The sequence below is a fragment of the Thiorhodovibrio litoralis genome (assembly GCF_033954455.1).
Classification (GTDB): domain Bacteria; phylum Pseudomonadota; class Gammaproteobacteria; order Chromatiales; family Chromatiaceae; genus Thiorhodovibrio; species Thiorhodovibrio litoralis.
The window spans coordinates 985,500-1,008,483 of sequence record NZ_CP121473.1; the positions used below are offsets into that span (position 1 = coordinate 985,500).

General features: G+C 60.3%; 24 protein-coding genes. 6 read left to right on the top strand and 18 right to left on the bottom strand.

Going from position 1 to position 22,984, the window contains the following annotated elements:
• Positions 1–242 precede the first annotated feature (242 nt).
• The 3 genes from Thiosp_RS04400 to Thiosp_RS04410 all read left to right on the top strand — a co-directional run bounded on the left by Thiosp_RS04400 (position 243) and on the right by Thiosp_RS04410 (position 3,068).
• Entirely contained in the window at positions 243–563 is a 321-nt protein-coding gene (locus tag Thiosp_RS04400) for a hypothetical protein (protein WP_201066851.1), read from the top strand.
• 264 nt (positions 564–827) lie between these two features.
• Positions 828–2,042 carry an HDOD domain-containing protein gene (locus Thiosp_RS04405; protein WP_201066853.1) on the top strand — a complete coding sequence of 405 codons (1,215 nt, stop codon included), beginning with the start codon at positions 828–830 and terminating at the stop codon, positions 2,040–2,042.
• A 162-nt stretch (positions 2,043–2,204) separates the two neighbouring features.
• Positions 2,205–3,068, top strand: coding sequence for an HDOD domain-containing protein (locus Thiosp_RS04410; protein WP_201066855.1), 864 nt, complete (start codon positions 2,205–2,207; stop codon positions 3,066–3,068).
• A gap of 69 nt (positions 3,069–3,137) precedes the next feature.
• On the opposite strand, the gene Thiosp_RS04415 is transcribed toward Thiosp_RS04410, so the two are convergent.
• Together Thiosp_RS04415 and Thiosp_RS04420 are read right to left on the bottom strand one after the other, a co-directional pair.
• The gene (locus Thiosp_RS04415) at positions 3,138–3,857 is read right to left on the bottom strand and encodes an OmpA/MotB family protein (protein ID WP_242518576.1); all 720 of its coding nucleotides are present in this window, start codon (positions 3,855–3,857) and stop codon (positions 3,138–3,140) included.
• Positions 3,858–3,886: 29 nt separating this feature from the next.
• On the bottom strand, positions 3,887–4,969 hold the full coding sequence (locus tag Thiosp_RS04420) for a hypothetical protein (protein WP_201066859.1): 1,083 nt from the start codon (positions 4,967–4,969) through the stop codon (positions 3,887–3,889).
• Positions 4,970–5,479: 510 nt separating this feature from the next.
• On the opposite strand from Thiosp_RS04420, the gene Thiosp_RS04425 reads away from it, so the two are divergent.
• The 3 genes from Thiosp_RS04425 (at position 5,480) to Thiosp_RS04435 (ending at position 9,880) form a co-directional block, all read left to right on the top strand.
• A complete protein-coding gene (locus Thiosp_RS04425) occupies positions 5,480–5,926 on the top strand; it encodes a hypothetical protein (RefSeq protein ID WP_201066861.1) in 447 nt (148 codons plus the stop codon).
• Between the two features lie 252 nt (positions 5,927–6,178).
• Entirely contained in the window at positions 6,179–8,479 is a 2,301-nt protein-coding gene (locus tag Thiosp_RS04430; RefSeq protein ID WP_201066862.1) for an FHA domain-containing protein, read from the top strand.
• Positions 8,480–8,725: 246 nt separating this feature from the next.
• Entirely contained in the window at positions 8,726–9,880 is a 1,155-nt protein-coding gene (locus Thiosp_RS04435) for a vWA domain-containing protein (protein WP_201066863.1), read from the top strand.
• A 171-nt stretch (positions 9,881–10,051) separates the two neighbouring features.
• Here Thiosp_RS04435 and brxL read toward each other — a convergent pair whose 3' ends face one another.
• From brxL to Thiosp_RS04515, 16 genes are all read right to left on the bottom strand, one after another.
• On the bottom strand, positions 10,052–12,154 hold the full coding sequence (gene brxL, locus Thiosp_RS04440) for a protease Lon-related BREX system protein BrxL (RefSeq protein WP_242518577.1): 2,103 nt from the start codon (positions 12,152–12,154) through the stop codon (positions 10,052–10,054).
• A complete protein-coding gene (pglZ, locus tag Thiosp_RS04445) occupies positions 12,144–14,771 on the bottom strand; it encodes a BREX-1 system phosphatase PglZ type A (protein ID WP_201066864.1) in 2,628 nt (875 codons plus the stop codon). Before pglZ ends, brxL begins: the two co-directional genes overlap by 11 nt.
• A 3-nt stretch (positions 14,772–14,774) precedes the next feature.
• Positions 14,775–15,347, bottom strand: a complete 573-nt coding sequence (locus Thiosp_RS04450) for a Uma2 family endonuclease (RefSeq protein WP_201066865.1) — start codon at positions 15,345–15,347, stop codon at positions 14,775–14,777.
• A gap of 65 nt (positions 15,348–15,412) precedes the next feature.
• Entirely contained in the window at positions 15,413–15,670 is a 258-nt protein-coding gene (locus Thiosp_RS04455; protein WP_201066866.1) for a DUF2281 domain-containing protein, read from the bottom strand.
• A gap of 417 nt (positions 15,671–16,087) precedes the next feature.
• Positions 16,088–16,549: a DUF3368 domain-containing protein gene (locus Thiosp_RS04460; RefSeq protein WP_201066867.1), complete on the bottom strand. Its 462-nt coding sequence runs from the start codon at positions 16,547–16,549 to the stop codon at positions 16,088–16,090.
• Entirely contained in the window at positions 16,542–16,766 is a 225-nt protein-coding gene (locus tag Thiosp_RS04465; protein ID WP_201066869.1) for a UPF0175 family protein, read from the bottom strand. Before Thiosp_RS04465 ends, Thiosp_RS04460 begins: the two co-directional genes overlap by 8 nt.
• A 123-nt stretch (positions 16,767–16,889) precedes the next feature.
• Complete coding sequence (locus tag Thiosp_RS04470; RefSeq protein WP_201066871.1) at positions 16,890–17,078, bottom strand: hypothetical protein; 189 nt, start codon at positions 17,076–17,078, stop codon at positions 16,890–16,892.
• A 25-nt stretch (positions 17,079–17,103) separates the two neighbouring features.
• Positions 17,104–17,361: a DUF433 domain-containing protein gene (locus tag Thiosp_RS04475; protein WP_323696834.1), complete on the bottom strand. Its 258-nt coding sequence runs from the start codon at positions 17,359–17,361 to the stop codon at positions 17,104–17,106.
• Between the two features lie 74 nt (positions 17,362–17,435).
• Entirely contained in the window at positions 17,436–17,573 is a 138-nt protein-coding gene (locus Thiosp_RS04480) for a hypothetical protein (RefSeq protein ID WP_201066873.1), read from the bottom strand.
• A 21-nt stretch (positions 17,574–17,594) separates the two neighbouring features.
• On the bottom strand, positions 17,595–17,999 hold the full coding sequence (locus Thiosp_RS04485) for a PIN domain-containing protein (RefSeq protein ID WP_201066874.1): 405 nt from the start codon (positions 17,997–17,999) through the stop codon (positions 17,595–17,597).
• Entirely contained in the window at positions 17,999–18,241 is a 243-nt protein-coding gene (locus tag Thiosp_RS04490) for a DUF2281 domain-containing protein (RefSeq protein WP_201066876.1), read from the bottom strand. The genes Thiosp_RS04485 and Thiosp_RS04490 overlap by 1 nt, the downstream gene beginning before the upstream one ends.
• A 35-nt stretch (positions 18,242–18,276) precedes the next feature.
• Entirely contained in the window at positions 18,277–21,825 is a 3,549-nt protein-coding gene (pglX, locus tag Thiosp_RS04495; RefSeq protein WP_201066879.1) for a BREX-1 system adenine-specific DNA-methyltransferase PglX, read from the bottom strand.
• 10 nt (positions 21,826–21,835) lie between these two features.
• A complete protein-coding gene (locus Thiosp_RS04500) occupies positions 21,836–22,021 on the bottom strand; it encodes a type II toxin-antitoxin system HicB family antitoxin (RefSeq protein WP_201066881.1) in 186 nt (61 codons plus the stop codon).
• 35 nt (positions 22,022–22,056) lie between these two features.
• Complete coding sequence (locus Thiosp_RS04505) at positions 22,057–22,302, bottom strand: AbrB/MazE/SpoVT family DNA-binding domain-containing protein (RefSeq protein ID WP_242518578.1); 246 nt, start codon at positions 22,300–22,302, stop codon at positions 22,057–22,059.
• Positions 22,303–22,320: 18 nt separating this feature from the next.
• A complete protein-coding gene (locus Thiosp_RS04510) occupies positions 22,321–22,530 on the bottom strand; it encodes a hypothetical protein (RefSeq protein WP_242518579.1) in 210 nt (69 codons plus the stop codon).
• Entirely contained in the window at positions 22,523–22,966 is a 444-nt protein-coding gene (locus Thiosp_RS04515) for a PIN domain-containing protein (protein WP_201066885.1), read from the bottom strand. The genes Thiosp_RS04510 and Thiosp_RS04515 overlap by 8 nt, the downstream gene beginning before the upstream one ends.
• Between the last annotated feature and the right edge of the window lie 18 nt (positions 22,967–22,984).

Genomic DNA, 22,984 nt, shown 5'->3' on the forward strand with positions numbered 1-22,984 from the left:
ACAGCTGAGTCGGTCATTTGTGATCGTGATCACATCGTGGGATCAAATAAGGCTATCACGTCAGGGAATTCACAACGGGATCACACAAGGGCCGCGCATGCGTTTTTCCAGCAAGTCCAGACTCCACGTCAGACTATCTCGATCTCGACGCGTTACATACAGTGACTGTATCGGCCGCCGTCTTCAAGTTTTAAGCGGATGCGTCGTTATCCTGGGTAAGATTCGTATCGAGGACCGCACCCATGATGCTTCAACAAGTCGTTAGCCAAGCCAGCTCCGTGCCTCCGTTTGCCGCGCCGGAAGATGCCCATCCGCCGACACTGGCAGCCGGTTTTTTGCCGGCGTTTCGCCATGAGCTCGACGGGGAGGTGCGTCTTTGCCTGACAGATGACGGGCGTTTGTCGAGCGTGCATCTGCTTGACTCGCTGCCAGCCGAGTGGGTGGCTGAACGCGACGATCATGGGCGTGTGATGGCTCTGGTTGAGCAGGTTTCAGCCGGTTACCTGCGCGGCCATGAGTTCTGGAGCCTTGGAGAGTTGCGCCGTCCGCGTCTGGACAGTTAGCAATCCAGCCCATCCGTCACCCGCGAGTGGGTGCTCCAAATCCCGCGCCGCCCGCCTCTGCGGCGCGTCACCCGGTTGTTCCGCTCCGCTCAAGCGTATTCGCTTTGGGGCGGGCATGAGCCAACAGTCCAGGGTTTTCCAATCATCTGCTAAGCGTTTTGTGGCATCAAAGGCATTCTTCCCCCCATTCTGACTACCGATAGCTTGGTTCTTGCTAGACTATAAGAAGTTCCAAGGTTTGGCCCAGTTGACGGGATTTGCTTTATGTCAGAGGACTTGACCCCTTCTACCGTGCTTGCGGGGATGGACATCACCAAAGGGTTGTCTGAGCAGGCGCGCGCCGAGCTTGGCTCGCGGGGGAAGCTTGTGCGCATCGATCAGGGCAAGCGTCTGGCGCGCCATCAAATTGGCGATCAACGATTGTTTCTGGTTGATGGGAATGTCATGCGCTCCTGCAACGGGCTTGAGCGCGAGCTCGACAGCTGCTTGGGGCTGAGCGATCCGGTTGAGCTTTTCGACGACACTGGCTCGGATGACGATACCATCATCACCCAGGCGCGTTGTCTGCTTCTTGGCGTGCCGCGGGAGCTATTACCAGATGGCGCGAGTGATAGCGCGGAGGTCGATGAGCTTGAGCTTGACGATGCCGAGGGGGATTTTCTCGCCGGGCTCTATGAGCAGATCAATTCCAACCGCCTGGAGCTGCCCGCGCGCCCCGAGGTTGCGTTGCGCATTCAGCGCCTGACTGAAGACCCGGACACCGGTATCGCGGAATTGACCGAGCTGATTCAGAGCGATGCGACCCTTGCCGGCGCTTTGATTTTTGCGACCAACAGTCCCCGTTTCCGCGCGGCGAAGGAAATTACCTCCGTCCGCGACGCGATTGTCCGAATTGGTTTTGCTAACACCCGCATGCTCGCGACCAATCTTGCCTTGCGTCAGGTCTTCAAGGCGAAGCGGCAGGTTTCCCGGGAAGTAATGGCCGAGGTTTGGGCAGAAAGTGTGCTGCGCTCGGCCTACTGTTCGCTATTATCCCAAAAACTGAAGCTGCTCGATCCGGACCGCGCCTTGTTGGCTGGTCTGCTGGCGAGCGTTGGCGCCGTGCCCATTGTTCAGTTTTTTGATCAACTCGGCGAAAGCGCCGGCGGGCGCTCGGAACTCGACGAGTTGCTTGAGAAGCTGGTGAGCTTGACCGGCGTTCTGGTGGTCAACTACTGGGAGCTGGGTTCAGACCTGGTGGCGGTGGCCGAGCAGGCAATGAGTTGGGACTACAATGCGTCCGAGCCCGATTATGCCAGCCTCAGTATTGTTTCGCGTTGGGCAGCACTGGCTCACCATGGCCAGCCTCGTCCGCCAGCGGCTGAAGTGCCGGCTTTCGCTACCTTGAACATGCAGCTACCCGGCGAGGACGGATCTGTTGTGGAGCTTGAGGGGAGCGAGGCGACGCTTGAGCGCTTGCAGGGCATGTTTGAGGTTTGATGACGGGTTTGAGATTTGGTACCTGTCTTTTGGGATCACCTGGGCTAGACTGAGAGGGAATGCTGTTCGGGCGACCAAATCATGGCTCGGGCTCGGGCTCGGCTGGCAATTGCCAAACATGACGCATATTCGCGCGCTAAGGGGGATCCCGTATTGTCATCCATGACGATTCAGTCAATCGTTAAATCGACCGGAAAGCTGCTGGCCATTCCGCGGGTTGTGGGCGAGGTCATGCGTCTGCTCGATGATCCGGACAGCGGACAGCCGCAGATTGCCAAGACGCTGGCGCAGGACCCGGCTCTGGTGGCCATGTTGCTCCGGCTGGCCAACAGTGCGGCCTTCTCGCCAAGTCGCACGGTCGATTCCGTCGATCGTGCGCTGGCGCTGCTCGGACGCGAGCAGGTGCGGCGTCTGGTCATTACCGGCGCGGTCACCGGGGCAACCGATCGCCTGCCGCCGCAGCAGCTGCTGCCGTTGGAATTCTTCTGGCGTCATTCCGCCTACTGTGCGGTGATCGGGCGTTTGCTTGCTGAGGAAACCCACCGCTCGCTTGAGGGTGTTGTGTTTCTCGGTGGCCTATTGCATGACCTTGGGCAGTTAGTGCTTTTCTCGCAGGCACCGGAGGAAACCCAGCGCGCTTTCTTGAACAGCCTGAGTGCCCCTCAGGCGCTCAGTCCGCAAACGGCGGAACATGAGCAGCTTGGGTTCGATCACGCCGAGCTTGGCGGCGCCTTAGCCGAGCATTGGGGGCTGCCACAGGCGCTGTGTGACATCTTGCGCTTCCATCATGACCCCTGCGCAGCGCCCGAGAGTTCCGCAAACGCTGTTGCATTGGTGCATGTCGCTAACACGGGCGCGCATCTCGCCGAACTTGATTCGCGTGACTGGGGCGATGCGCCGCCAATCGACTCGTGCGTCTGGTCGCGACTTGGCATCACCTCCGATGTCTTGTTGCCGGTCATCGAACAGGCCCAGTATCAGGTACTGTCGGTCGAGGCGCTGCATGATCCGGAGCTGGCTGGCTGAGCGCCTTAGCCCGGGCGCTTGCCCGGGCCTCATCTTGCCGCTGTCGGTTTTTTGACGCCAGCTGCACGGTCATTGCACTCTTGGAGGCGGGGTTGCTTCGGGGTTCTGCTCAAGCGGGCGCCCGGCCAGCAGACTGGCCTCGAAATTGGTCAGCACGCTGAACTCCACCCGTCGGGAAGCTTCCGCATCTTCCGCGCCTTGGGCATCGCGCACCAGCCGCGAGGATGAGAGACCCACGGCAGCCACGCGCTCGCGAAACCAGCTTGCCTGTTGCACGGCGTCAAGTCCGTAGGCATAGCGCAGCACCTCCTGCGTGCGTTGCTGACTCAGCGCCATGTTGGAGAAATACGCCTCGAGCGGGCTGCTGTCAGGACCCCACTCGCTGGAGGTATGCCCCTCGATGCGAATCTCGCGAATCACCTGATGGAAGGGCTCGAGCTGGCGCACATAGCGCGGGAAGAAGTCGTTCAGGATGGCTTCGAACTCTGGCTTGATGGTTGCTGAGTTGCGATCGAACAACACCTCGGGCTCACGAAAGCGCAGCGTCAGGGTGGGGCGGTCCAGTTCGGCGTTCCAGCGCGGCAGGTCGGCGCGGAATTCCTCTTCGAGTGCCTGATAAATGGCCTGGCGCAGCTCTGCGGCTGTGACCCGGACCTCGGTCTCGACCTGATGACTGCGCTCGAGCTGAACCATGTGCAAGAGCGCAAGGAACAGAAAGATCATCATCAGCGAGGCCATCAGGTCGGACACCACCAGCCAATGGCTACCGTCGTCAGAGTCCGCCGTCATCGGGGGCTGGTTTGGAAGGCTTATTGCTCTCATTGTCTTTCACCCAGAGCGATCCCTTGAAAATCGGGATTGTTGTGGCGGCCGGGGCGATGGGCCGGCGGCGGTTCCCTATAGCCGTGCTCGGCGTTCTGCGCGGCAAGCACCGCATTCTCGATGCTCTCGAGCATGGCCGTGAGTCGGCTGTCCATGGCCGGGAAGGCGTCTTTCGCCTTGTCGCGCAGCTCGGCGATGGCGCCAAGCAGGGCTTCGAGCTCCATGGTTTCGCGTCTCAGGCTGGACAGGGTGCTCTGCTGATCCGCGACATGCTGGGAGATACGCATCGCTTGGTCGGTCAGTGTCTTCAGGGTGGCTTCGGACTTGGCCACGCCGGCGGTGGCATGGTCGAGCTGGCTGCCAAGACTTTCCATATGCTGGCGATACTGGTCCTGCCACTTCAGCAGCTTGCCCACGGCGCCGTCGAGGCGGGCGAAGTTCTCGCCGAACTGCACGCCGAGCTTGTCGTTGAAGTCGCGAATGACCTCCTCAAGCGCGGCGACCAATTGACGCGAGCCAAGCTCACTCAACTGGGCGGCGAAACCGTCCAGCCCCTCGATTAAGCGCTGGTGATGGGTTTCCATGGTTTGATTCAGGCGTTCATCGAAGCGGTGCAGGCCGTCGTTCAATGCCTTGGTGGCGGCAAGCTGCGCCTCGGCGAGTTTCATCTGACGTTGGTCGTCAGTCTGGCCAGCCGCGGCCTGGGCGCCTGTTCCGGCCTGTCTCGCGCCGGCGCCCAGCACCAGCACCAGACGTAGCGAGGCACTGAGCGCGATACCGACAATACTGGTGATAAAGGCCAGCTTGAGGCCCTCAAGCAGCGTCGGAATGCTGTATTCGACCTGGCTGACATCGAATTGCAGTAGTCCGATGGCGATGCCCAGAAAGGTCCCGAGAATGCCGAGTGTGGTCAGCAATGTAGGTACGCTGTAGGCAAAGGCGGCGCCTTTTCTGAGCGCGGTTGCCATCAGCGCGGCGCCAAACATCGCCAGCAACAGCAGTGTAAAGACGCCGATCACCACAATAGGATCGAGCCGATTAAGGGTAGTAATCAAACCAAGGGCAATGGTGTCGAACATGATAGAGCCTGCTCTGATGCCGCTGTCATGCGGAGAGGAAGGTCTGGCCATGCGCATTCCCCTTGGCGGGGACCTGGGCGCGGCCTGGTGCGTGCTGACAGACGCAAAGCAGATTCGGTGCCAATGGTGGAATTTCTAATAAATACAAACGTTAGTTGGATACTTGCTATTCTTTCTGCGGCGCGGGCGCGAGACAGCAGGGGCGCCTGTCGAGACTTTGACGCTTGTGTTGGTGTTCCTGGCATCCAACGCCCGCTGTCAAGCCAGTCTGGCATGGATAAAAAATGCTTTGGCGATCAGGTGTGTGACCTATGCGGAGAGCTGGGCTATAATTAAGTTAAGAGAGCGTTGAGAAGCGCTGGTTGTGCGCCCGACCTTGCTGGTTTCTTAACCGGTTTTGCGTCCGGCTTGAGCAGGGATGAGCCAACCCAGGTGACGCGGCGATAAAGCGTCCTTGGGCAGCGCAACGGACAGGCAGCGTAATCGCGAACCCGAAGGGAGGGCCTCAAGATGATCGAAGCTGCGCCCATTTATGTACCATTTGTTCCAAACGGGCGTCCAACCGGGTCCGAGCGTCTCGGGCTCGGGCAGATGTCCGCGCGCCCGGAGAGCGCCCGTGCGCTCAATGCGCCTGAACAGAGCAATGCCAAGGCGCCTTTCTCCGAGCGACAGGCCGCGATCGACTCGGCTTTCTCACAGCAGCAGCCGGTTGCCACAGGGCAGGCCGGCCGCAGTAATGCCGAGCTCGGTGCACGCGCCCGGGTCGCTGCCGGCAGCCAGTCCAACGGCCAGTCAATGCAATCACCACCAGCGCAATCCCAGACAAATGGGGCCTCTAGTGGCGATGACCAGGAATCTGTCGCTGCCAGCAGCGCCATGCGCCAGCGTGTAGAGATCGCTGTGCGGCTTGCGCTTCCTTCCGAGGAAAGCGGCGTGCAATACAATGTCGTGGTCTGACTGGTCACAGACCTCTGGTATCGATAACCGCTGACAGCCTCCCGGTTTTGGCGTCGACCAGTTTTGCTCTGCCTTCGCCATCGGTGTCCCACTTGTTGACGCCCCAGTCATTGGCCTCCAGCCATTGGTCCCCTCGATTTGTCAGACCCTCGCACGGCACTCATTGAACAGCCGTGGGAATCTTTAGTTTCGCCCGCGTGGCAGAATACGCTAAATTGTGCATCGGATCGCAGTTTGACTTAAGGGGAAGGCGTGGATCAGCAAACTCTCGAGCTGGAATTCCGAACCCGGCGCAGCGCTGTCGGGCGGGTGACTCTGACGCCTGAGAGCGATTGCCTGATTGGTTCGGGGCAAGACGCCAGTCTGCGGCTGTTCGACGATTCGGTCGTCGAGCGGCACGCGCGTTTGTTCTGGCGCGAGCAGGGTCTGTTTGTCGAGCCTCTCGACGGCGCCTTGGTGCGTGTCAACGGGGACGCTGTTACCAGGGCTACACCGTTCAGGCACGGCGATTGGCTGATGCTTGGTCTGATCTCCGTGCAATTGGCCTGTCCGCAGCTTGGCGCGGATTCACAATCCCCAGCACTAGAGCCCGAGGCGGCGGAGCCTGTTGATGAAGCGACGGAGATCATTGTCGGGCGTTCGCCCGATTGTGGTTTCGCGATCGATGCACCGACCATCTCGCGACGCCACGCCCGGATCGCCATTCGTGGTGGGCAGGTTTGGGTCGAGGATCTCAAGAGCACCAATGGGACCTCGATCAACGGTCAGCGGATCAAGAAACGGGTCGCCCTGCGTCAAGGGGATCGCGTCGCCTTTGGCAGCCTGTTGTTTCAGTTCACCGGCGAGGCACTTGACCCGTGTGAGGAAGGTAACCGCATCCGGGTTGAAGTCACCGGCTTGACCCGCGAGGTCAAGGATCGCAAAACCGGCCAGCCGCGTCGGCTGCTTGATGAGATCGATCTGTGCATCGAGCCCGGCGAGTTCGTCGTGATCTTCGGCACCAGTGGCTCGGGCAAGTCGACACTGCTCGATGCGCTCAATGGGCGTCGTCCGGCAACCTCGGGCTCTGTGGCCTATAACGGGATCGATCTTTATTCCGCCTTCGACCTCTTCCGCTCGGGCATCGGTTATGTGCCGCAGCAGGATATTGTCCACCGCAAGATCAAGGTCAGTTCCGCGCTGGGCTACACGGCAAGGCTGAGACTGCCCCTGGACACCAGTCGCGCGGAGATCGATGAGAATATCGAACGGGTGCTCGACCGCGTCGGCTTGCTGGAAAAGGCCGATTTGGCGGTGGATACGCCCGAGCCGCTGAGCGGTGGGCAGCTGAAACGCGTCAGCCTGGCTGTCGAACTGGTTGCCAATCCAAACATTTTGTTTCTTGATGAGGTCACCAGCGGGCTTGACGCTGGAACCGACAAGCGGATGATGCGGCTGTTCGAAGGGCTGGCCGCCGATGGCAAAACCGTTGTCTGCGTCACTCATTCCCTCGAGAACATCGACACCTGTCATCTGGTTGCGCTCCTGCATCGTGGTTGCCTGGTTTACTATGGCCCTCCCGATCAGGCGGCGGCCTACTTTGGTGTCGAACGCTTGTCCGATGTCTATGAGCGGCTCGATCAACAAGATGCCAAGCTGTGGGAGTCGCGTTTCCGCCAGTCATCGCAATACCGGGACTATGTCGCTAACCGAAAGCGTCCTGTTGCTCCAGGACAGGGGCCGGGTAAGCCAAGAAAACGGCCCGCGCCGCAGGGTGGTGGTTTGTATGGCTGGTTCGGCTTGCGTCAGGCCGCGACTCTGACGCGCCGCTATATCGACCTGTTATTGTCGGATCGGCTCAATCTGGCGGTGTTGCTGTTGCAGGCTCCACTGATTGCGCTGGTTGTTGGAGGCGTGTTCACGACCGAGGGCAGCCTGCCGGAGCGAGCCGCCGCCGAGAGTCAGATTGCTTTCGTGCTGGTGCTTTCGGCCATCTGGTTTGGCTGCATCAACTCGGCGCGCGAGATCGTCAAAGAGCTGCCCGTCTATTTGCGCGAGCGCTCGGTAACAGTGCGCATCCCCGCCTATCTGCTCAGCAAATTATTGCCGCTCGCGGTTTTGTGCGTGATTCAGTGCGCGAGCTTTCTGGCCATCGTCAGCCTGATGATCGATTTCCCCGGGTCATTTGGGGAGCGCCTTGCGGTGCTTTTTCTTGCCGGTTTCGGCGCCAGTGCCATGGGACTTGCCGTGAGTGCATTGGTCAACACCAATGACAAAGCAATTGCCACCTTGCCGCTGCTGCTGATTCCCCAGTTCATCCTGTCCAATTCAGTGGTCGATCTTTCCGGTTTCACTGAAACCTTTGCTCAGGTCGGTGTGATTGCATACTGGGCGCTGGATGCGATGCGCGCTACCCTAAGCACCGAGCTGCTTGATTTGCTTGGTCCGAATGGCCAACCTGTCATACCCGTGGTGGCCGACTGGGCCTCGGGCCTGCGGGCGCTAGCCGCCCAAGCGGCTGGGTTCCTCTTGGTAACCGTTTTCGCCCTTAAGCTGAAAGACCGGAAGCTCTAAAAGAACTTCAACTGAGGCGCTAAATGCCAGTGATCCCGGAATGCTGTTGCCCTTGGACTTGCGAATTGAGCTGTTGCCGACGGCGTCAACCGATGCGTTCGTTAGATCGATGCGCCGGAGCTTCAGTCCTCTCGTTGAATTCTGAAAATTTTCTATGGTTTCGCCGAGGCGAAACGAATCGGGTGGCTGTTTTAGTCGCCTGAAATCCATGTTGGTCAATCAAAGTAAAACCGATTGGGGGATACGATGCGAAAAGTAACAAGAGTTTTTGCGCAGCCTATGTCGCGCCTTTCTTTGGCGGCTTTGCTGTTTGGTTTTTTGCTGATGAGTCTGCAGGTGGTCTCAGCCCAGGGGCTGGGCTATGGTTTTGCCGCTCCAGGGAGTTACGGCCTCAAAATTTATCGCGCCGATTATGCGCTCTACCCTTTCGTCCAAGTGTATTTTCGAACTTTCGACTCGAACATGCAGCCTCTGGTGAACCTCAATGAGCGCAATATTGGTGTCATGGTCAAGGGCCGCACCTATGACCCGATGAAAAGGCAATATGGCATTCAGTCTATCCGGCAACGCGAAGAGGCGACCCGCAGTGTTCTCATCATTGATGCCAGCAAATCCATGACTGGAGAGCCATTTGAAGAGATGCTGAGAGCCGCAATCCGCTACATTGAGAGTAAACGTCCTCAAGATGAAGTGGCGGTTTTGGCTGTCCGCGATACGAAAGAAGGCTACGAGGTCGTGTCGCCCTTTGAGCGTGATGAGAGGGCGCTCGCGCGGCGTATCGCTGATATCCAGGCCGACGGCGAGAAAACCCGGCTTTACGATGCGGTGGGTGCCGCTCTTCAAATGTGCGGTATGGCTTCGCAAGGCACTGTCGTGGGGGCTGGAAATTATGTTGTGTCCTGCTCCCTTGTGGTCTTCTCGGACGGCAAAGACGAGGGCAGTTCGATATCGCGTGACGAACTGATGACGCGGATCTCGAATCTGGCAATACCCGTGCCTATTTACTCCTTGGCGTATTCCCGCATCGACCCGGCTTATTTCAAAAACCTCGAGGCATTATCCAAGAATTCCTTCGGGATCTATTACCTTGTCGATGAAACCACCAATCGAATGCAGCGTGTTGTGGAGGAAATCCAGAACATTCTGCAGAGCGACTACGTCCTGACGTTCCGCTCCTATGTGCCAGTCGATGGCGAGAAACATAATTTGAAACTCGGCGTCGAGTATCCAAGTGGTAGCGGTAAATACGTCTATGACGATACCGAGTTCGAGGCCATTCAACCTCCGCCCATACCCGAGATCGATAACGCGATTTCACAGATGAGCCAGAAAATTCCCGCATTGCCGGATGGCAACCCATACTGGGAGCGCCCTTCGGTCCCGGTTGGAGCCGGCGAATAACCTACTGCGGCCCGTCTAAAAAAACGGGCCGCGCGCCTGGCTATGGCGTAACTAGTTGGACCCGCTACTTTATGATTGAGATCACCGCAGCGACTCATCACGGTTCCTGACCAGCCCCCAACCCCTAATCAGACGCAAACCCCGGCATCCTGACCGGTCACCCTCTGCCCCTCACTCCAGCCCAACCGCCTTGAAGGCCGCATCCACCGGATCGGCATAAAAGGCCGTCTGAAATTTGGCGAACAACTCGCCGGGAACACTGGGAATGTCGCCGACACTGGCCATCGGCAGCAGGATGCGCTTGGCTCCGGAGTCGAAGGCCACTTGCAGACATTCGGCCAGGTTTTCGACTGGCACGATGTTACCGCCCAGGCTCATGTCGCCGAGGATCACCAGCTGACCCTGCAGCGGCTTGCGCAGCACGCCGGAGCAGAGGGCGACGAAGCTGGCCAGCGTCATCGCCTTGGCCGCGCCGGTGTTGTGCAACTCGACCGTATGCAGGTGATAGTCGTGATCGCCGGCCTTCACCAGTCCGCTGACGCGCGGCAGATTGGCCTTGAAGAAGTCGAACGCGATGCGGGTCGCTTCCTTGGCCGCGCTGTTGCTGCCGAGCCCGGAGGTGGCGAACTTGCCGCTGCCGGCGGTGGTTTGGGTTTCCAGCCGGTACAGGCCCAGATGCCCGCTCGTGCCCGTCGCGATGGTGTGCAGTACCCCGGGGTTGAGCAGCCCGTCCGGAATCAGCTTATCCCCACCCTGTTCTGGCACGCTGACGAAGGTCTCCTCCATCGTCTCCTGATCGATAAAGGAGAAATGCACCTCGAAAAATTCCATGCCGCCGATCTTCTTCAGCTGCTCCTTGACCCGCCGGCGCAGCTCCAGGGCATAGATCAGCACCCGGCGCACGGCGTCCTTGTCGAAGTCCCCGGCGGGATACAGCAGCTTCAGCAACCCGGACACTGTGCGCCGCGCCGCGATGGTGTCGCGCTGATTCATGTCCTTGCCGAGCCGGAACCAGCGGTCGATGGCGTCGGAGAAAGTACGCTTGCGCATCTCGCGCATGAACTCGGCCAGGTAGTCAGTAATCAGCCCGTAGCGGTTGGTGAAAAACTCAGGGCGCATTTTCGGCACCTCCCAGCCCGGGATGTAGGCATGGAAGCGGTCGAAGAAGGCTGAATCGATCATCGACTCCGGAAAGGGTGCCAGCAGGTGGCTGGTCTTCACCAGGGTATCGACCGGCTGGTTGATGTTGCCGACGAACATCATGCTGGCCGATGCCTGAATCGACTCGCGCCCTCTGGCGAAGGAGCCCGAGGCCATGTAGTCCTTCATGATCTGCACCCCGTCCTTGTCCTTGAACGCGATGCCGGCCACCTCGTCGAAGGCCACCAGATCCCACAGCCCGACCAGTCCGATGGTGCGCCGCGCCATGTTGTAAAACAGGTTGGCCACCGTGGTCTGCCCGCCGGAGATCAGGATGCTGTTGGGGCTGATCTCTTTGTAGATATGGCTCTTGCCGGTGCCGCGTGGCCCCAGCTCGCAGGCGTTGTAGTTGTTTTCGACGAAGGGGATCATCCGCGCCAACAGATGCCACTTGACCCGCTCATCCAGGTTGGTCGGCTCCATGCCGGTCGAACGGCACAGGACATCGATCCACTGCGCCTCGTCGAAGCCCCGTCGCCCCTCGAACAGTTGCTCCAGGTCCAGATTGGGCATCTGGATCGGTTTGAGCTCGCCGATGCTGAACGGCGAGCCTCTGCTGCCTTCCTCATAGAAATAGTGCACCGTCGCGATGCACCAGATGCCGCCGACCAGCAGCTTCTCGAAATCCTTGACGAAACGCCCACTGATCTCGGCGTCCTTCACCCCCAGGTTGGAGAGCAGTGCCTCATAGACATCGCGGCGCTCGTTCAGGTGCACAGTGACCTTGTCGATCACCTTGAAGCTGCCACGCTCCCGGATCTTGGATTTGATCTTCTCCGCCTCGTCCGGGCGCACATAGTTCTCGGCCAGGATGGTCTTGACCGTCTCCAGCCCGTCGCGGATGGTCGCCTCGTCATCGGAGGCGCAATACATGCCGAGCAGATACTCCAGCACATAGACCGGCACATTCGCCCCTTCCTTGATGCGCTTGGTCAGATCCTTGCGGACCACCTTGCCGCTGAAGTGCCGGTTGAGCAGCGCATCGACATCATGCATGGCACTATCTTGTGCCTCCAGTGTCGCGGGTGCTGCGTCCGCAGCAGCGGCTGAGAAGTCGAGGGAATCAGAAGTCATTGGCAAAGAGCAGGTCAATGGTGACGTCGAAGCGGGCTTCTTCCACGTCGGTTTCGGCGTTGCGCAACAGCAGGTGATAGACCCGCTTGCTATCGAATGGGCGACTTTCCAGCGTCAGGCTCACCGTCTTGCGCCAATGATTCATATCTGCCGAGGGGCTGTCGAAGGTCAGGGTCTCGACATTGGTCACCGGCTCGGCACCGTCGTAGAGCGCAATTTTGAGCGTGACCGGCTTGACCCGCTCGCTGACGGCCTGGTTCTGCATCAGCTCGAAGCGGTGGCGGTTGGTGGTGACCTTGAAATTGTTCCCGAGCACGCTGACCCCGACGGTCTTGATCTGAGTCTTGGTGGCCTTGTCGCCGCCCTTGTAATGCTGCACCCGGATCACCGGTACCGCGATCTCCTGCGGCATCGCCCCGCCATGGACAAAGCGCGCGCCGCCGATGAAGTGGAAGCGATTGGCTCCCTTGGGCACCCAGAACGCCATGACCGGGTCATCACCCTCCGCGCTCACCCCAGCGGTGTTGGCGGTCGAGCCACGAAAGGCCTGGTTGCTCTCGGGCAGGTCATGACCGAGTAGATAGCGTTTCTTGGCCTTGAGGGTGCCAGCGGGCTTGTCAGTGAGGGCGTTCTTGTCGGTCTCGCTGAGCGGGCGCTCTTGAAACAAAAACCCATGATCGGCGGTGATCAGCACCTGGTTGCCGTTCAGGCTGTTGACGATCTTGGCCACCAGGTCCGTCAGCTCATCAAGCGCCTGGCGCACCGCGTGGAAGGTCTCGGCCTCGGTGGCGAGCTTGTCGCCGATGGCATCGATGCGATCATGGTACAGATACACCACTCGATAGGGCTTGATGAAGGCGCGGCCCTCGTCCTTCTTCATCGCCATGAAGGTCTCGGCCCGGACCGCGATGCCCTCGACGGCGGCCAGCACCTTGGCGCGTTGCTCCAGCGAGCCGCACGGCAAGCCGTCCACGCGCGGGTTGACGTTGGCGTCGTAGGTCAACCGCTGGTGCGGCAGCAGGGCTGCCATGCCCAGCCCGGTATAGGACGGCAGCACGCCGAGCTGCGCACTGAGCTTGGCATCAAAGCGATAGCGGCCGTTGAGCTGCGCGGTCAGCTCCTGCGCGACCTCGTAGCGCAAGGCATCGCTGATGAGCACAAACACCCGCCGATCCGCGCCTTTCGCCAGCAAGGGCGCGACCTCGCGGGCGAAGAAGTCGTGCTGATTGGGCGCCTCGGGCAGCCGCCAGTGCGCCAGCAGGCCGTTGGCCAGATGCTGGTTCCAGCGCAAGGCCAACTCGGCCACGAAGCCCTGGCCATAGCATTGCTCGACCCGCTCGCGCAGGGCTTTGAGGATGTCCCAGTCGCGCGCCTCGGCGGCATCGGCGCAGACGCAGAAGTGCCGATACAGCTGGTCGAAGCGATACAGTCGCCCGGTGTAGGCGGTGAACAAATCCCGCGCCGTCGCCGGCTCCGGGTTCAGCGCCTCGGCATTGTGCCGCGCGAACAGCTCCGCCGCCGTCGCCAGCGCTTGATAGACCGCATGCAGCGCCTGGCGCGGGGCGGCCTGGGTGTCGGCCAGCGTGGTCGAGGCCCAATAGCCATCCTGGCGGCGCGAGACCAGGTCGCGAATGGCCCCGGCGTCGATGGTGTCCGCCGTCTCTAGCACCCGGTCGCGCAGCCGGCGGGCGATGGCCTGCTCGACCTGGAGGAAGGTCTTGGCCTCCAACAGAGCATTAAGCGCCAGGCCGGCGAGTTGCTGATCGAGCTTGATCGCCTCGGCGACCTGGGCCGACAGCTCCTCATAGGAGGGGCTGCGCGCGCGGCTGTCGCGCCATTGCGCCAGGCACACCACGGCATTGGCGACCCCATGCTTCGGCAGCACCAAGTGCACCAGGCCGGCCGGCAAAGCCGACCCCAGCGCATGGGCCAGGTCGGAGACCAGCAGTCGAATCAGCAGGCCTTGCAGCGAGGGCGCATCCTCGCGCCACCCGAAGGACTCCGCGACCAGCTCCCAGAACGCCGCCTCAAGGCCATACTTGGCCAGTTCAGCCCAGACCGCCGGCGGTTCGTCGAACTGGCCCTGGGGGATGGCATCCAGCAGCGTGATCAACAGGGTGAAGCACTCGGGGTGATCGGCCTTGATTAGCACCGCGATCATCTTGCGGTCGATGGTCGCCGCGTCATCCTCGGCGCTGACCAGCTTCTTCAGCCGCTCCAGCCGCTCGCGACTGGCGAAGAACCTGGCCCGCTCGGCCAGATGCGCGCGCAACGACTGAGTGGACAGCCCCAGATCCGCCAGCACCATCGACGCCCGGTCGGCGCTGAAGCTGCCGCTGTAAAGGCGGATATCCAGCAGCCAGTCCTCATCCGGCGCGGGCGGTGCGCACGGGGCGTAGAGCAGATAGCGACCACTCGGGTCGTCCAGCTCCAGGCGCACCTTGACCTCCAGGGCCGGATGCTCATCGAGTCGCAGCAGGCTGACCCCGTCCAGCATCTCGACCAGCGCCGGCAGGTTCTCCTCGAAGGCGCGGTCCGGGTCGTGCCAGAACACCAGACGGTGTCCGTCCTGGTGGAAGCGCTCGTGCAGGGCATCAGTGATGCGTTGGGTGTCCATGGATCAGGCCCAGAGGCTTGCCAGCGAGAAGCGCGTCGCCTCAAACGGCGGCTGCGATACACCGGCGTCGTCGCTGAGCGTATCTAATAGCCGCCAGCGCCCGTTGCCCTGCCGCGCATAGACCTCCAGCGTGCGCGCATTTGGGTCGATCAGCCACAGAAAAGGCACCTGCTCGCGGGCGTAAATGGGCATCTTCACCGCCCGGTCGGATGCTGCGGTCGAGGGCGACAGGATTTCGCAGACCCAATCCGGCGACAGCTCGAACCAACTCGTCTCCGGCAAGGTCGGCAGCCGCTCGCGCCGCCAACCGGCCAGGTCTGGCACCAGAATGTCGCCGCCGAGGTGCAACTCAGGCTCATCAATGATCCACCAGCCGCCAGGTCCACCGAGCCCGCCGTCATAAGGCCCGCCAATCAGATAACCCAGCGCCGAATAGGCGCGAGCATGTTTCGGTGCCGGGCGGGGATGGGTATAGAGCGCGCCATGAAGGATCTCGCCGACCAGATGCTCCGGTAGTTCGAGGATGTCCTCGTAGGAGGCGAGACGCGCGGCGGCTGATTGAGCTGGTGGAGTCACGGCATCTAGTCCTTGAAATCGTCCAGATATTCATCTGCATCGGCGATGATGGTGAGATCTTCGGGTTATCCATCAAGACCCCAGTCCGACGCGGAGGCGCTGCTCATCACATCGCCCAACTCGCGGACCTTGCCGGCGAGGGCTGGCGGTGGGACGCGTCGTTTTCGTCGAAGGAACGCCTCGGTATCCTCCTGCTTGACGTCGTCGGTGGGCGATGTGACGGCATAGCGCTGTTCCAGGAACTCGATGTAACTGAGTGCCTCTCGTGCCGCCTGTTCGGGAAGCCGGCGGCTATGGGCGTAGATGATCTCGGCGATAGACATGGCGAGTGGGTTCCTGTCAGAAGTGATCGGGGGCGACTCATCCGCGCTCTTAGCGCTGACTCGGTGATTCAGGCCGCATCAACATAGTGTAAGCCTAAGGCGAGTATCGGGCGATCTCGGGTTAGGACATCAGATACCTGGGTGTCCCCATCAGTCGCCCTCTCCAAGGAACGACTGAGCAATCTGCCGATTCACCTCGGGGCTGTCCCAATCATCCTCAGGCGGCGGAAGATGCGCCCAAGCCCCAGGTCGCCGCTGGTCGCCTTGCTCTTTCGGATACGGCTCTCTTGAAGCCGCTTGGTCGTGGAGTGGCCACAGAATGATCTCCGTTTTTTGGTGACGAAGCGCCTCGGGCACCGGATCGAATCTGGTGTGCCGTCGTACTTGGGCGCTTCTTCGCTTCTTCCTTTTGACAACTTATGGACTGGCCTCCCCGGCTAACCGCAACGCCTCTTGCTCCATCGCCGTCGAGAGGCGAAAACCCGCCTGTTTCAGACGCTTCAGCACAGTGCCCAAGGACTCGATCACGCCGATGTGTTTGCCCTTAATTGCGACCCCAACGAGTCCGGTATAGGGCACGCCGAGTCGCTGGGCCATCTGACGCCCTTTCAGGTCGTCCAGAATGACCCGCGCATCCCCGCGCTCCATGGCTAGCGCCTGTGTCGCCGATTCTCCGAGATCGATTGACAGCCGCAGTACGCGGATCAGATTTCGATCCTGAACACGCGCGACCTCGATCCAATCAGGAAACGCGGAGCCAAACTCATCTCGGACCTCCTCTGCGACCAGAATGTGGCCATAGACGCCTTCCAGCAATGCCAGCAAGCCGATATTGTCCAACGCGATCAAGGGGCTGGTATTGCAGATGGTCTCAGGCACGCTCAACATCCTGGGCCAAGTCTTCCGCCGGGTAGTTAAAGAGCGTGACATCCTGGCGGCCCAGCAGCTCGATAAACCCTCGTTTCGAGAGTCCTGCCAAGTGCGCGGCCTGTCCCGCCGACAAGCGGCCCTGCTCATACAACCGAGCCGCCAGCGTCAGAGCCAGATCAGACGGGCTGATGTCAAGGTCATCGGGAAGCGGCAGTACGGCGTTCATGGAAGGATCTCTGAATAAGTTAGGAAGTGGAGAAGTGAATAAGTTAGGAAGACGAGCGTGCAGTCGGACTTGGGCGCTTCTTGACTTCCACGCTTCCCCTGCCATGCGTATCCAGCGGGAGCCTCACGGCATATAGCCCTTGAAATCGTCCAGATGTTCATCGTCATCGGCGATGATGGTGAGCTCCCCCCGCGCGCTGCCTGGCTGACGTTGCGGGCTGCTCGCATGAGTACTTGGCTCCGCAGCCGTTATCGGCTCATCGAGCGGACAGAGAATCTCCTCGGCCTTGACAATGATGCGAATTGGGTTCATCGCTTTGCCATCTCCGGTAGCTTCATCAACCGAGGACCAAACAGTTTGTCTCGTCATCATGAAGACGACGCTGATGGCGCTCCCTATCGGCCGCAAACTGCAAGCAGGCGCGGATGTCGTCAGGTTCCAGCTCCGGAAAGTCTTCAATGATCTCATTCACTGATAGACCGGCGGCAAGCTGATCCAAGACATCGTAGACGGTGATGCGCAGCCCCCGCACACAGGGCTTTCCGCCTCTTTTGCCGGCCTCAAGCGTGATGCGTTCTCGGTAGTTCATCGTCATTCTATTATTTACTCCATCGGCGATCAGGTTACGAGCCAGTCCCGACAGCTCGCTTCTTCACTTCCGCGAGATGTTCATATCTGTTCATCGAAGCGGCGCAGTTCGTCGAGCTGCTTGCCGAGCTTGTCGCGCTCTTTCTGCAGGCGCTTGGCCTGGGCTCCGCTGCTGGCGGCTTCGATGTCGTCCGCCAGGCTGTCGATGCGCGCGGCCATCTTGGCCGGTAGTGGCCTCCGTTACTTCATGCGCATCCAATCCTCGCAGCGAAGGCCTGGCACTCGCTCAAACTCCGAGGTGTTATTCGTCACCAGGGTCAGCTCTGCCGCGAGCGCGATGGCCGCGATCTGCAAATCATAGGGACCAATTGGCGTGCCCTGGCGATTGAGATAGACGCGAATCTCGCCAAATCGACGGGTCGCTTCACCGCTGAAGGGCAGACTCGGCAGCCAGTCGAGCAGTCGTAACAAACGTTCGGAATTCTCGGTGACCCGCGTGCTCTTCGCCACGCCGAACCACAACTCGGATTCGACCGTGGCACAGATTCGCAACTGTTGCCGCCCGACTCGGCGAACATGGGACTGCACGGTGGGATGGTGCTTCATCAATGCAATCGCCGCATTGGTATCGAGCAGATAGGCCATCAGTCAAGATCCAGGCGCGGGCTGTCCTCGCCCAGGTCCGCGTTGCTGATATCGTCGGGAAAGTCCTCACTCAGTCCACCCGCGACCGCCGCAAGGAACGCCTCGGTATCATCCTTCCCGACATCGGCGGACGACGGAACAGCATAGCGTTGCTCCAGAAACTCGATGTAGCTGAGTGCCTCGCGGGCCGCCTGTTCGGGAAGCCGGCGGCTATGGGCGTAGATGATCTCGGCGATGGACATGGTGAGTGGGTTCCTGTCAGGAGTGATCGGGGCGACTAATCGGCGCTCTTGCCGGTGACCGCCTTCACCTCAGCCAGCAGGTCGCCGAACTTGCCGTAGTTGACCTTCACCCCGTCGTCGAGGTCGAGGGTGATGCGCTGGTCGGCATGGTGGCGCAGTTGTTCGTCGAAGCGGCGCAGCTCGTCGAGCTGTTTGCCGAGTTTGTCGCGCTCTTTCTGCAAGCGCTTGGCCTGGGCTCCGCTGCTGGCGGCTTCGATGTCGTCGGCCAGGCTGTCGATGCGCGCGGCCATTTTGCTTTGCAGCGGGACGACGTATTCCATGCGCATGCGCGCCAGGGTGCCTTGGTGGTAGCGGTGCAGGTAGACCAGGCATTGGAAGGCTTTGTGCTTGCCGCTGGAGAAGCACCAGTAGATCGGGCGCTTTTTGTAGGTTTGCAGGTGGTCTTTGAAGAACTTGTCGGCGAGGTAGCGGCGCAGGGTGTCGCGCGGGGCTTCGCCGCGCTTGGGTGAGAGGTTGGCGGCGAGGAAGCGCAGGTTGTCTTCCAGATGGGCCTTGTCCCAGGCGACGGCGATGAACTCGACCAGCCGGTTGGCGGCGTCGTCCTCGAACCAGTCGGTGTCGGTGATCGGCAGGATGCCGTCCTCGTCGGCTGGGAAGCTCGGGTAGCGGCTGGGGTCGAAGCCCTGGTTGCCGCTGTGGGCGTAGATCAGCCCCGGCTCGTCGAGGCTGTAGCGGCCCATGATGCAGCCGATGACGTAGGACACCAGTTCCTGAATGGTGTCCTGGCGGAAGCAGATCCACTGCTCTTCTTCGGTGATCTTGCCGCCGTAGCGGTAGGCGGGATTTGCCCAAAGGGTGACCTCATGAATGGGAACTGCGGCGCTCACTTGATCATCAAGACAAAAATGCTCGATCCAGAACTGATTGTTACTTTGCTCCCACTGTTGAACCCGTACCGTTGTCTCGCTGCATGTCGAACGATAGCTCGCGTACGCCTCTGACAATTGAGCACCCGACTCATTGCCATCGTTAATATCGCGGTCGATCAATGGGTGACGACGAAAGCCCGAGCTTGCCTCTACAAGGTTCCAGTCTGCCTGTGTAATCGCGAGCAGCCGAGAGACCCATGGGTTTTTCGCGCCCTCCTGTGCCACGGGAACTTTGGATACGCTTCCAACCTCAAAGGCCAGCAGCGGACTCGATACTCGCAGCAGGTGCGCGCATATAGTGGAGTTCAGGTACGAAAGAAGCTGCTCAAGTTGATCAGTCTGGTTCGGCAAAACAACCGGACCCTTGTGTCCGAACACAGCACCCTTCGGTACATAACGAAATGACGCTGCACTGCTCGTGATAAGGGACCAAGTTATTGCTTCGCGACCGTAAAACTGGGGATTCCGAATTACAGACCGATTGAACTCGCGAAGTTCGCGGCCATCGTTCTGCCAGTTGATCACCAAGAGGTCGTTCCCGTACCAGCGCCGGAAATCGCCACCTTTTGTAAAGGGGTACCACTTGGGCCTCTCGGACCTAGCGACACTCAAGCGCGAGTAATCGACTTCGAACCAGGAGCGCAAAAACCGTCCATCGTCCGCAGTCGCCAGTCCCTGACGAACCTCGCTTACGTCTTCAAGAGGCGGATGGCGCGCGAATGCTAGGTCAGTGCTCTTCGTGATCCAATATGCGATGGGGCTATTGGGGATGTGCGCAAACCTGTCTGGACTACATCGATAGAGCCAATCGCATTTCGGATCCCGTATAGCCTCCAGGGTCTTGGTGCGCTGAGCCTCGGCCCCGTAGAACAATGTCAGGTCGATGAAGGATGCAGTGCTTCCGGATATCCGCGCCCTGTACACTGAGTATGCGCAAATTGTCACGTGAGCCGAGTCCCAGAAGGCGTTGTACTCTGGCTGGATGAGTGAGGTAAGTGTGACCTCCGTGAGCAGAGTCTCCCGCACTGCGGAATATGTCGACTGATACATCCACACCTGCGGAGTCATGAAGGACGCCCGACCGACGGCCTTGGTGAGCCGTATGTTCCTTTTAACGAATCCGCAGAAGAGGTTCTTGTCGAACTCAGGATACTCGGAGCGGAGGAAGTCCTTGACCTCATCACACTGGTGCTTGTTGCCCATGTACGGCGGATTCGCCACTATCGCGTCGTACCGCGTAGCCAGAAATTCGGCCTGCTGCACGAGCAGCCCCAAGCGCTTGAGCGTATCCGATACGAAAAGATCCTGACTGATCGCGTCGCTCAGCCGCTTTAGCAACGGAAGGTTCGCCGCCAACCCCTCCGGCACCTGAATCAACGACCCAAAAGTCCGAGCATCCCGAAACAACTCCACTAACTCATCCACAGCCTCCGCAATCCCTTCTTCACTTCCCAACCTCTTCACTTCCTCACTTCTTAACTCCCCTGACTCCTCCAACGCCATCACATTGAGCGTCACCCCGCGCTCCAACACCCGCCGATCATCCTCCCGCGCCTTCATCATCAACGCGAACCCGGCCAACTGTGCCGCGCGCGGGTCGATGTCCAGCCCGTACAGATTCTTCTCCAAAATCAGCTTCGGAATATCCCGCAGCCGATAGCCGCGCTCCAGGTAGATCGCCTTGAACAGCTCATAGGCCTCGACCAGGATATGGCCGGAGCCGCAGGCGGGGTCCATCAGGGTCAGGGCCTCGGGGTCGAGGCTGTCGGGGGTGATGGCGTCGAGCTGCGCCTGCACCTCCGGGGTCTGCTCGGCGGGCTCGATGTAATAGTCCATCTGCGCCTTGAGCGGCGAGTCGGGGTAGGTCGCCAGCCACTGCGCGCCGAGGCTGTTCTGGACCATGTATTTGACGATCCAGTTGGGGGTGAAGAGCTGGGTGGCGGCGGGGATGTCCTCGCTCTTGACCACCTTGCCGATGACCTGGTCCTTCTTCTCGGAGATGTAGAACTGGTACAGCCAGCCGATGATCTCGATCTCCTGCCAGTCGTCCTCGGGGATGGCGCTGACCAGCGCGCGGATCAGAGAGTCGGTTTGCAGCAGGCGGTCGGGCAGCAGCAGCTCGGTCTCGTCGTCGACCGGCTCGAACAGGAAGGGCATGGCCTGGTGCAGCGCGCGGCATTGGGCCAGCAGCAGCTCGCGATACAGGGTCTCGTCCTGAGTGCCGTCCATCTTCAGCGCGATCACCCGCTCACGGTCGAGACCGGGCAGCTCAACGTGCTGGGCCTGCTCCAGGATCTCCGGCAACGCGCCGGTCGCGCCTGCGGCGGCGGGATGGCTGAGCACGCGGTAGCTGTGATCGAGGAAACCGTGCAGCTCCATGTAGCGGATGGCGATCAGGCGGTTGAACCAGGTGTAGGCGGCGGCCTCCACGACCGGCTCGAAGCCCTGCGCGCGGATGCGCTCGGCGAGCCGCGCGCGCTGCCGGGCGATGCGGCGCGGGTGCGGTTGGCCGTCGATGACCAGCAGCTCGCCCTCTTCGCGCGCCTCGGCGATGCGCTCGGCGCTGAGCCCAAACAGCGCGGCGCGGCGGGTGACGGCGGCGATGAAGTCGCGGCGGCCCTTGGGGGCGTAGGTTTTGAGCGTGTTGGTTTGCATTTGGGGTCAATCAGGCGTTTTGTAATTCCAAGACGGGCGGACCATCGTCTGACAGCAGCGAAACGACCTCTCTGAGATTTTCAGCGAGCTCATCAAGGGTTTCCGCTTGCGAATGCGCTCCCGGGAAACCGGGGATGTAGCCAACGTACAAGCCGGTATCGGGGCACTTTTCGACAACTGCGGTATAGCTTTGCATGGTGGTTTCCTTTGGCTTATTGGTGTTGATTGCAATCACCGGCCAGCCCGTTCGCGAATAACGCGCTCCATGTCTTCATCCATCACCGACACCTTGGCCTGGCAGAGACCAAAGGCCGCTTCGATGCGATGCTCCCTCGGCACGACACGAATGCCTTCGGCGTCGAGGATGAATCCCACTTGGTCGCCTGGCTCCAAACCCAGCTTCTTGCGGATCTCCACCGGAATCGTGACCTGACCTTTGCTGGTGAGCGTCGCTGTTTGCATCTTGTTGCTATGCATGTTGGCTTCCTTTGGGTGTCAGCGGTCCGTTGTGAGTACTCGCGCTCGCCTGGCCATGGCCGCCTGGCTCAGCTCTTCGACGCTCTTCTCGGGCCATAACTGCCGCTGCCACTCGGTGTAGTCGAAGGGTTCTCGCGCCATCAGGGCGATGAACTTCTCGGCGTCAACTTCGCCCAGCGCGTCGATCAGCGCCTGGACACCCTTTACCCTCAGCGTGGTATCAGTCATTGCGGTCATCAATCTTTACCAAGAAGTCAATTGGAGTGATTGCGTGGCACTCAGGAACATCGCGCAATTTCTTGAGCAATTTGTCATCCGTTGTTACAAAGTATTCCGCCTTACCTGCGACCGCCGAAGCAACATGCAGGGCATCCTTGGGCTTGACGCCCAGATGGGCGAGCTGCTTGGCGAACGCAATGATCGCCGGAGATTCCACCACATCGATAACCGCAAGGTTCGCCCATCGGGCAATGGCCATTCTTCTCTCGTGAAACGGGTTTTGCTCGTTCTCGAGATCCAGCATATAAGACCAGGCGAGTTCCAGGCTGCCATCCCTGATCCGTTGCTGGATGTAGAGTTTGGCCTCCGCTTCAAGTCGAATCCTAATCTGCTGCTGCGTGTCGAACGGTCGGTTGAAGACGCAGTTATCGAGGTAGATGCGCATGGGAATGACCTTCGGCTA

Bases quoted from the DNA above. Each gene is read 5' to 3' on its own strand.
- Thiosp_RS04400 (WP_201066851.1), top strand. From the start codon at position 243: ATGATGCTTCAACAAGTCGTTAGCCAAGCCAGCTCCGTGCCTCCGTTT.
- Thiosp_RS04405 (WP_201066853.1), top strand. From the start codon at position 828: ATGTCAGAGGACTTGACCCCTTCTACCGTGCTTGCGGGGATGGACATC.
- Thiosp_RS04410 (WP_201066855.1), top strand. From the start codon at position 2,205: ATGACGATTCAGTCAATCGTTAAATCGACCGGAAAGCTGCTGGCCATT.
- Thiosp_RS04415 (WP_242518576.1), bottom strand. From the start codon at position 3,857: ATGACGGCGGACTCTGACGACGGTAGCCATTGGCTGGTGGTGTCCGAC.
- Thiosp_RS04420 (WP_201066859.1), bottom strand. From the start codon at position 4,969: ATGTTCGACACCATTGCCCTTGGTTTGATTACTACCCTTAATCGGCTC.
- Thiosp_RS04425 (WP_201066861.1), top strand. From the start codon at position 5,480: ATGATCGAAGCTGCGCCCATTTATGTACCATTTGTTCCAAACGGGCGT.
- Thiosp_RS04435 (WP_201066863.1), top strand. From the start codon at position 8,726: ATGCGAAAAGTAACAAGAGTTTTTGCGCAGCCTATGTCGCGCCTTTCT.
- brxL (WP_242518577.1), bottom strand. From the start codon at position 12,154: ATGACTTCTGATTCCCTCGACTTCTCAGCCGCTGCTGCGGACGCAGCA.
- pglZ (WP_201066864.1), bottom strand. From the start codon at position 14,771: ATGGACACCCAACGCATCACTGATGCCCTGCACGAGCGCTTCCACCAG.
- Thiosp_RS04455 (WP_201066866.1), bottom strand. From the start codon at position 15,670: ATGTCTATCGCCGAGATCATCTACGCCCATAGCCGCCGGCTTCCCGAA.
- Thiosp_RS04465 (WP_201066869.1), bottom strand. From the start codon at position 16,766: ATGAACGCCGTACTGCCGCTTCCCGATGACCTTGACATCAGCCCGTCT.
- Thiosp_RS04470 (WP_201066871.1), bottom strand. From the start codon at position 17,078: ATGAACCCAATTCGCATCATTGTCAAGGCCGAGGAGATTCTCTGTCCG.
- Thiosp_RS04475 (WP_323696834.1), bottom strand. From the start codon at position 17,361: ATGACGATGAACTACCGAGAACGCATCACGCTTGAGGCCGGCAAAAGA.
- Thiosp_RS04480 (WP_201066873.1), bottom strand. From the start codon at position 17,573: ATGGCCGCGCGCATCGACAGCCTGGCGGACGACATCGAAGCCGCCAGC.
- Thiosp_RS04485 (WP_201066874.1), bottom strand. From the start codon at position 17,999: ATGGCCTATCTGCTCGATACCAATGCGGCGATTGCATTGATGAAGCAC.
- Thiosp_RS04490 (WP_201066876.1), bottom strand. From the start codon at position 18,241: ATGTCCATCGCCGAGATCATCTACGCCCATAGCCGCCGGCTTCCCGAA.
- pglX (WP_201066879.1), bottom strand. From the start codon at position 21,825: ATGCAAACCAACACGCTCAAAACCTACGCCCCCAAGGGCCGCCGCGAC.
- Thiosp_RS04500 (WP_201066881.1), bottom strand. From the start codon at position 22,021: ATGCAAAGCTATACCGCAGTTGTCGAAAAGTGCCCCGATACCGGCTTG.
- Thiosp_RS04505 (WP_242518578.1), bottom strand. From the start codon at position 22,302: ATGCATAGCAACAAGATGCAAACAGCGACGCTCACCAGCAAAGGTCAG.
- Thiosp_RS04510 (WP_242518579.1), bottom strand. From the start codon at position 22,530: ATGACTGATACCACGCTGAGGGTAAAGGGTGTCCAGGCGCTGATCGAC.
- Thiosp_RS04515 (WP_201066885.1), bottom strand. From the start codon at position 22,966: ATGCGCATCTACCTCGATAACTGCGTCTTCAACCGACCGTTCGACACG.